The organism is Desulfobacula sp. (assembly GCF_014237455.1).
Taxonomy (GTDB): Bacteria; Desulfobacterota; Desulfobacteria; order Desulfobacterales; family Desulfobacteraceae; genus Desulfobacula.
Genome location: NZ_JABZFL010000005.1, coordinates 42229 through 50083, shown reverse-complemented (window position 1 = coordinate 50083; position 7855 = coordinate 42229). Strand labels below are relative to the sequence as shown.

Sequence of the window (7855 nt, the reverse complement as noted above, 5' to 3'; positions counted from 1 at the left end):
TTATTTGCTACTTTGGATCTGTCTGCCATGTTGTAAGCCTCCTTTGATGTTAAAGTTGGCTTATCATCTCATGCCCTGAATCCAATTTGAAGATGCGGTTCCTTGAGCGCTTACTATAAGATTACTCTGGCAATATCTTTCTCAATCAACTATAATTTTCGTAATGTTTATACAATCATCATTCAAATTTACAAGATAAACGGATCCGTATAATTACTTGTTATTGAGATTATCGATATATGAAAAAATATAAGCTTGAAATTGTTGATTATGATACCAATTGGCCAAGACTATTTATAGCAGAAAAGGAAATTCTAAATGAATGCATTTCAGAATTCGATCCTGTTATTGAGCATATTGGTAGTACTTCGATACCTAAGCTTGCGGCTAAACCTATAATTGACATTGCGGTAGGTATTGATGATTTCAATATTTCTTGTCAGTTGGTTAATAAAATTCAGGCTGTCGGGTACTATTATGAACCTGAATTAGAAGAAGTTATCCCTGATTTTAAGCTCCTTTGGAAAGGAGAGAAATTAAAAGAAGAATTTGATATCCACAGGATTCATGTCATTATACAACCTATTTCAAGCCGGGGCTGGACAGATTCTCTTATATTTCGTGATTACTTATTAGATCACGCAGATGATGCAAAAACCTATGGCGAGTTAAAACGAGGTCTTTCTGAACGATATGTGATCAATAATGCAACCTACAATAAAGCAAAATCTATCTTTATACGTGAAATTCTCAGTAAAGCTCGGAAAATTCAATAACGAATACATCCACCGGACGCTTATCACGCCGGTGATGATTGTGTTGTCAAGGGCGCTGCGCGCCCTTGACAATCGTCGCGGATACTTCCGCATGTAGTTCCTTTTCCTGGTGTCATGGCTTGATCGCTGTTTAAAACTTTTTCAACCTTTTCCGCCTTTATCTTACGCCAATAGTTCCTTAATAATCTCCTGGATGACCTTGGGATTAGCCTTGCCCCGGGAGACTTTCATGGCCTGTCCCACAAGAAAGCCCATGGATTTTTTATTTCCGTTTTTATAATTGGTCACGGCGGAAACATTGTCAGAAATAATCTTGTCAACAATTTTTGCAAGCTCAGCAGTATCAGATACCTGCCTGAAACCGAATTGTTCAACGATTTGTCCGGGTGTTTTGTCAGTCTCAAAGAGTTTTTCCAGCACAGATTTGGCTGAGTTTGAATTGATCTCACCCTTTTCAAGCAATTGGATCAGGCCTGCAAATCTTTCAGGGGTGATACTGGTGTCTGCCAGGGTCTGCCCATGGGCCTTTAATGCAGGAAGAAGCTGGCTGGCTATCCTGCCTGCTGCCATGCGCGCAGGTGCGCCAAGGGTTACAACGGATTCAAAAAACTCGGAAAGCCCTCGTTCGGAACTCATGAGTACGGCTTCGTCATGGATCAATGAATACTCCTGGACAAATCGTTTTACCTTCTGACCGGGCATCTCCGGAAGAAGGGATTTTATCTTTTCAAGCCAGGGGTCGGTCAGGACGATCAAAGGAACACAAGGATCGGGAATGCAGGGCCCTTCAAACTTGGCCCGCATGGCAGTGGTGACATGTTTTTCAGGGTCCCACAGCCGGGTGTGCAGCACAATGGGTTCATTGTTGTTATACGAATCGATCTGACGTTTGATCTCATAGGCAATGGCATCACCCACATGGTGGATGGAATTCATGTTTTTGACTTCCACCTTGGTATTGAGCTGGTCACTGCCCGCAGGCCGAATGGAGATGTTTGCATCGCACCGCATGGTCCCGGATTCCATGCTGCATTCGGCACAGCCCGTGTACCGAACCTGGTTTCTTATGGCTTTTAAAAATTCCATGGCATCATGGGGGCTTTTGAGCTCGGGTTCTGTGACAACTTCAATAAGAGGTGTGCCTGCACGGTTGAAATCTACCAGGCTTATGGGAACTCTGCCTTCGATTTCATGGACCAGCTTTGCCACATCCTCCTCCATGTGAACATGGTGGAGGCTGAGTTTTTTCAAATTTCCCTGTTCATCCAGAATTTCCACCCAGCCCTGCCTGGCAAGAGGCTTATGGGCCTGGGAAAGCTGGAATCCCTTGGGAAGATCAGGATAGTAATAGACCTTCTGGTCAAAGGCGCTTTCACCCTGAATCTCGCAATTAAGGGAAAGGCAGGCAAGGGTTGCCTTTTCCAGTACTTCCCGGCTCAAGACAGGAAGGGCTCCGGGCATCCAGAGACAGACAGGACAGACATTGGTGTTTGGATCGTCACCAGGGTTGTTGGCGCAGTCGCAGAACATCTTGGTGGCTGAGTTCAGCTGTATATGAATTTCAAGACCGATTACGGCTTCATATTTCATGGTGCATCTCTCCTGTATAGATGTCGGATACGCTGGCTGCAAGGGCAAGCAATCGTGCATCATTAAACCTTTGACCGATAAGTTGAAGGGCAGGCCCGGTGTTGCCGTCATTGACAGGCCCGGGAATAGAAATCGACGGGTTCCCGGTGAGATTCGCAAGAAGCGTCAAAGAAAAAATATCATAGAAGTCAGATACTGTGTCCGGCTTTTCAGTCGTTGGTCCATAATTACCAGACACGGGCAGAGCGATCAGGTCCACGGTTTCAAACGCTTTTTCAAAGGTTTCGATCAAACGGGCCCTGATGCGGCAGGCATCCAGAAAGGCGCTGTAATTCTGGTACTGAAAATATCCCCCCTGGAAAAGATAGGCTTTGACCAGCGGGCCAAAGGATTCACCACGGGATTTAACGTACATCTCATTCCAGTTCTTTACCAAAGCCGATGTCCTGTGCCCGTAGCGGACACTGTCGAACCTGCCGGCACTGGACGATGCCTCAACGGTTCCGATCACGTTGTGAACGGTCCTGGCAAGGGAAAAGTCTTTGATGGAGACCTCTTTAATCTGAACACCGGCCTTGCCAAGTGTTGCAACAGCCTGTTCGAATCCTTTGTTTCCACTTTGCCCCATGACTGTATTCCATTCCCGGACCAGGCCCACGGTCAAAGGGCCATCCTGGAAATCTTCCTGAAAATTAAATTGGGACATGGCCTGATCAATGCCGGATTCGTCCATGGACGGATCACGCTCATCAAATCCGGCCATGGTGTGAATTGTTTTTGAAATCGTTTCAAGGGACCCGGAAAGGATGCCGCAGGTCTCCATGGATGGGATAAGGCTGAACAGGCCAAAACGGGAGATAAGGCCATAGCTCGGTTTAAACCCAAAACAGCCGGAGATTGCAGCCGCCATCCTTGCCTCGCCCGTGGTGTCTGTTTTCAGCACAACATCAGAAAGTCCGCTGTTTATGGCATCACCGCAGGTATCCCTGTCAAGACCCAGACCAAGTTCCCCCATCAAGGTCCTCCCTTTGAGCTTTGCTCCGGCATTGCGCAGGCGCAGTATCAGAGTGGCGTCTTCAAGGGCCACATAATTTTCAAGGGCCGGGGACTGGGCATCCGTAGGCCAGTTGGCAACGGATATGCCGGACTCAACAGCCACATTGGTCCCGGCCATGGAGCCGTCCTCTCTGGACAGGGTTGAGGTGTTTATATATGTAAAGATCTTAGATTCCATGAAAAATCCTTTCGTATTTCTCAATTACTCAAGAATACTGGCAACCTTGAAGTAATCCCCCTTTACAAAAGGAGTATTTTTAAACAGGTCACGGGTTTTGACAAATGAGGACCTTGTGGCTGCATTGCCCTTTCTGAAACGATTCTGTCCCCGGAACACCGAGATAGCAGGCTCGTATTCCCGGGCATTGCCAGAGACTTCCTTAGCCATCCTCACGGCATCTTCAAGTGCGCTTTGGATCATGGACCGTTCATCCTCCTCAAAACCGATTCTGGAAACCCAGGAAAGATAGTCAATGGTCTCCTGCTCCTGATCCGAACCAGGAAGAGCCTCGATTTTGCCAAGATCCAGCAGGCCCAGTTCTACAAGCTGTTCATGGGCCACCCGGGATGGCGCCCGGGTCATGGGACAAAAAGCACTTCTGTTCTTTGGAAAGGCTGTCACCTCCCGTATGGAAGGGGTCTTCAGAATCATGGCAACCACCCGGTCCAAGCCAAGGGCAAGGCCGCCATGGGGCGGCGGGCCAAAATCAAGAGCTTTGAGGAAAAAGCCGAATTTTTTTTCTGCCTCATGGGGCGAAAGTCCAAGGGCCGTGAACACCTTCTGCTGGATGGAAGGATCATGGATACGGATACTGCCTCCGCCTAATTCTTCACCGTTGACAACAATATCATAGGAGCGGGACAAAAGGGAGAGAAGATCTTCCTGATCGGTGGGATCGAAATCCATTCGGTCCGGGGCAGTAAAAGGATGATGGCTGGAAGTCACCCCCTCTTCTGTGGCTTCAAACAATGGAAAATTCGTGACCCAGACCGGTTCGAACCTGTTTTTGGGGATCATGTCAAGGCGATCCGCAACATGGAGGCGGAGACGTCCAAGGGCAGAATTGACCACCTCCAGGGACGCGTCAGCTATGATGAGGATCACATCTCCATTTTCGGCATTGAATAGTTCAATGATGGCCCGCTGCTCCTGATCGCTGAAGAACTGGACGATATTGGAATCAAGCTTATCTCCTGTCACCCGCATCCAGGTCATGCCTTTGGCGCCAAATCCGGGAACAATCTGTTTTGCATATTCGTTCTGGAGGACGTTTTTGCTCAGGCTGTCAGAAGCCTGTTTGACATTGATTCCCTTGATTACCCCGCCCCGCTGGAGGATTTGTCTGAAGATGCTGTAGCGGGTTTCCTTGAAAATATCAGTTGCCTCGACAAAGTGCATTTCAAAACGCAGATCCGGCCTGTCTGATCCGGTTTTGTCCATAGCTTCCTGCCAGGTCATGCGGGGAAAGGGTCTTGGAAGACTTGTTCCACCGGCTTCAAACATTCGGCACAAAAGTTCTTCAATAAGATTAAAAATAAATGCTTCATCAATGAACGAGGCTTCAAGGTCGAGCTGGGTAAATTCTGGCTGTCGGTTGGATCTTAAGTCTTCATCCCTGAAACACCGGGTGATCTGATAGTATCGTTCAAAGCCTGCGACCATGAGGAGCTGCTTGAAAAGCTGGGGTGATTGCGGCAGGGCATAGAAATGCCCGGGATTGACCCTGCTTGGAACCAGGTAGTCCCGTGCGCCTTCCGGCGTGCTCTTGGTCAAAATCGGTGTTTCAACTTCGATAAACTCATTTTGGTCCAGGAATTCTCGGATGCAGGCGTTTATTTTGTGCCGTTTAATAAGAAATTGCTGCATACCTGGACGTCTCAAGTCCAGGTAGCGGTACTGAAGTCTCAACTCTTCGGAGACGGGTTCGCGGCTTTCAGATTCGTTTCCACTTCCAACCATGGCTTTTTCAGTAATGGAAAACGGAAGCGTATCGGACCGGCTCAGGATTGTCATATCCGTGACTATAATTTCAATGTCTCCGGTCTCGATATTTGGATTTTCTGTTCCTTTGGCCCGTTGTACTATCCTGCCAAAAGCTGTAATACAGTATTCGCTTCGAAGGGATGTTGATTGTCGGCAAACCTCTTCAGGGGCAAATTCAGGGCTGAAAACCAGTTGAACAATCCCGCTCCGGTCCCGAAGATGGATAAAAAGCACTTCCCCGTGGTCCCGAAGCGCATCAACCCAGCCTGCAAGGTGAACGGTTTTACCAATATCGGCCAGCCCCAGCCGGCCACAATTAAATCTGTCATGGTACAGCATAACACAAACTTCCTTTTCCTATAGGAGTAATAGTAAAAAAACCACTATATTCCCGATTGCTATAGAAAAAAAAAATATTTTTGTAAAGGACAAAACATTTTCTTATGGCTGTGGTTCGCCAAAAAGGAATCATGAAAAAATACATAAGAATTTAGTCTTCCATTACAATTTTCAAAACTCCATCCATCCTGACACGGATTTTCCCTTGAGTTTTCATCATCTGACACTTTTCAATTGACAAAACTTAATTGCTTTATTACTTTATCGATATTAGATATTGAACTTCGATATCTAATATCGATACAAAGGAGCGTATTGGTTAAAAAATGAAAAAGAAAATATTACAAAAACTCTATCACGGTTTTGTCCAGTTGCATATCCTGCACCATACAAAACAAGGACCTGTTTACGGAGCCTGGATGATGGAAGAACTCAAAGAGCATGGATACAACATCGGCCCCGGAACCTTATATCCCCTCTTAAATAAGATGGAACACAGCGGTCTGCTTACAAAAAAAAAACAAATTGTAGGCGGTAAGGTTAGAAAATATTACACCATCACTCCATTGGGGCTGGAAGTTTTCAAAGATGCGGGGGAAAAGGCTGGTCAGCTTTTCCATGAAATTGAAGGCAGACAAAATGATAAACTTTGAATCTGTATATCTAAAGCGAAACAATAAAAAGATTTTTTCCGGGTTGAACTTTTTTGTTCAAAAAAACGAAAAAGTATTGATTCAGGGAAAATCAGGTATTGGCAAAACAACTTTATTTAAAATTCTTCTTGGATTTGAAACAATAGATAGAGGAAGAGTCTCTTTTAATGATCTTGATATAGTTAAAAAACATATCAAGGAGATACGACATCAAATTTTTTATCTAAGCCAGGATATTGATCTTAAGGATGGAAGGGTAAGCCGCATTCTTGATGAAATTGGGGACCAGAACATATTAAAAAATCAGGACAACGCCCATTTTACGAATCTGCTGAATTTTCTTGATCTGAATAATAAAATCCTGAATCAAACCGTCAAGGAGCTATCCGGTGGTGAACGCCAGAGAATCGGGCTGTTGATCTGTTTTCTTCTGGATCGACCTGTCTGGCTTTTGGATGAACCGACCTCAGCCCTTGATGATATCATGAAAAAAAAGATTGCAGATCATATCCTTGATCAGGAAAAAACGATTGTCCTTATTTCCCACGATAACGTCTGGAAAAAAAATGATGCCGTTAAAATAGAAAGGTGGTTATAAATTGGGCGCCCAGGATCTTAATCTTTTATCACTTATGTCATTATTCATATTTCTTATCCCTGTTTTCTATATCAACAGACGATTAAGGCTCACAATAAACAAAACCATGGTCACCTCTATCATCAGAATGTGTGTTCAATTGAGTTTTGTCGGGATTTATCTTGAATTCTTATTCAAATTTAACTCACCGGTTTTAAACACAGTTTATCTATTGATCATGATATCCATCGCCTGTCAGTCCATCATACGGTCAAGCAACCTCAAGGTAAAACTTTTTTTTATGCCTGTATTTTTTTCGCTGCTTATTCCGTTCACCATTATTTTAATTTTCTTTAATGCCGTGGTAGTAAGAATTGACAATCTGTTTGAAGCAAAATATCTTATCCCGATCGGTGGTATGCTGCTTGGTAACTGCCTGAGAAGTATTATCATCGGGCTGAACAATTTTTACTCGGGAATTAAAAAGGATGAGAAAGTCTACCTGTATTCCATATCAATGTTTAATAGCCGTATCCAGGCATTAAAACCCTATTTTAAGGAAAGCTTTTTGGCAGCCATCACTCCGACTATCGCTTCCATGGCTACCATCGGGCTTGTCTCTCTTCCGGGCATGATGACAGGACAGATCCTAGGGGGATCAATTCCGATTGTGGCAATAAAATACCAGATTGCCATCATGTTCTCAATTTTCTACACAGAGTATTTCAGCACCATGCTGTCTGTTCTGTTTTCTTTAAAAGTGGGATTTAATGAACTTGATGTTCTAAATCAAAATATTTTTATCTCCAAAGAATAAAATGTTTTCCTTTCAGCAAGTAGTTTATTATATTGAGGGTATCCTCATTGCCGATCAAAAAAT

7 protein-coding genes are annotated in these 7855 nt (G+C 44.6%); 4 read left to right on the top strand and 3 right to left on the bottom strand.

Translation table 11 applies throughout. From position 1 onward, the window contains the following. Positions 1 to 239 precede the first annotated feature (239 nt). The gene (locus HGJ91_RS01370; protein WP_291345888.1) at positions 240 to 776 is read left to right on the top strand and encodes a GrpB family protein; all 537 of its coding nucleotides are present in this window, start codon (positions 240 to 242) and stop codon (positions 774 to 776) included. A gap of 162 nt (positions 777 to 938) precedes the next feature. On the opposite strand, the gene gatB is transcribed toward HGJ91_RS01370, so the two are convergent. From gatB to aspS, 3 genes are read right to left on the bottom strand one after another with little or no spacing between them, the layout of a single operon-like run. Further along, positions 939 to 2366 carry an Asp-tRNA(Asn)/Glu-tRNA(Gln) amidotransferase subunit GatB gene (gene gatB / locus HGJ91_RS01365; protein ID WP_291345887.1) on the bottom strand — a complete coding sequence of 476 codons (1428 nt, stop codon included), beginning with the start codon at positions 2364 to 2366 and terminating at the stop codon, positions 939 to 941. Then, positions 2356 to 3600, bottom strand: coding sequence for an amidase family protein (locus HGJ91_RS01360; protein WP_291345886.1), 1245 nt, complete (start codon positions 3598 to 3600; stop codon positions 2356 to 2358). Before HGJ91_RS01360 ends, gatB begins: the two co-directional genes overlap by 11 nt. Before the next feature lie 24 nt (positions 3601 to 3624). Further along, on the bottom strand, positions 3625 to 5745 hold the full coding sequence (gene aspS, locus HGJ91_RS01355; protein WP_291345885.1) for an aspartate--tRNA ligase: 2121 nt from the start codon (positions 5743 to 5745) through the stop codon (positions 3625 to 3627). 326 nt (positions 5746 to 6071) lie between these two features. Here aspS and HGJ91_RS01350 point away from each other — a divergent pair, with 326 nt between their 5' ends. Genes HGJ91_RS01350 through HGJ91_RS01340 form a run of 3 tightly spaced genes read left to right on the top strand, consistent with a single transcriptional unit; the run spans position 6072 to position 7792 of the window. Continuing rightward, positions 6072 to 6398, top strand: coding sequence for a PadR family transcriptional regulator (locus tag HGJ91_RS01350; protein WP_291345884.1), 327 nt, complete (start codon positions 6072 to 6074; stop codon positions 6396 to 6398). Then, positions 6385 to 6996, top strand: coding sequence for an ATP-binding cassette domain-containing protein (locus tag HGJ91_RS01345; RefSeq protein WP_291345883.1), 612 nt, complete (start codon positions 6385 to 6387; stop codon positions 6994 to 6996). Before HGJ91_RS01350 ends, HGJ91_RS01345 begins: the two co-directional genes overlap by 14 nt. Before the next feature lie 34 nt (positions 6997 to 7030). Beyond that, positions 7031 to 7792 (top strand): ABC transporter permease, encoded by a 762-nt coding sequence (locus HGJ91_RS01340; protein ID WP_291345890.1) that lies wholly within the window; start codon positions 7031 to 7033, stop codon positions 7790 to 7792. Positions 7793 to 7855: the final 63 nt, after the last annotated feature.

Bases quoted from the DNA above. Each gene is read 5' to 3' on its own strand.
- HGJ91_RS01370 (WP_291345888.1), top strand. From the start codon at position 240: ATGAAAAAATATAAGCTTGAAATTGTTGATTATGATACCAATTGGCCA.
- gatB (WP_291345887.1), bottom strand. From the start codon at position 2,366: ATGAAATATGAAGCCGTAATCGGTCTTGAAATTCATATACAGCTGAAC.
- HGJ91_RS01360 (WP_291345886.1), bottom strand. From the start codon at position 3,600: ATGGAATCTAAGATCTTTACATATATAAACACCTCAACCCTGTCCAGA.
- aspS (WP_291345885.1), bottom strand. From the start codon at position 5,745: ATGCTGTACCATGACAGATTTAATTGTGGCCGGCTGGGGCTGGCCGAT.
- HGJ91_RS01350 (WP_291345884.1), top strand. From the start codon at position 6,072: ATGAAAAAGAAAATATTACAAAAACTCTATCACGGTTTTGTCCAGTTG.
- HGJ91_RS01345 (WP_291345883.1), top strand. From the start codon at position 6,385: ATGATAAACTTTGAATCTGTATATCTAAAGCGAAACAATAAAAAGATT.
- HGJ91_RS01340 (WP_291345890.1), top strand. From the start codon at position 7,031: ATGTCATTATTCATATTTCTTATCCCTGTTTTCTATATCAACAGACGA.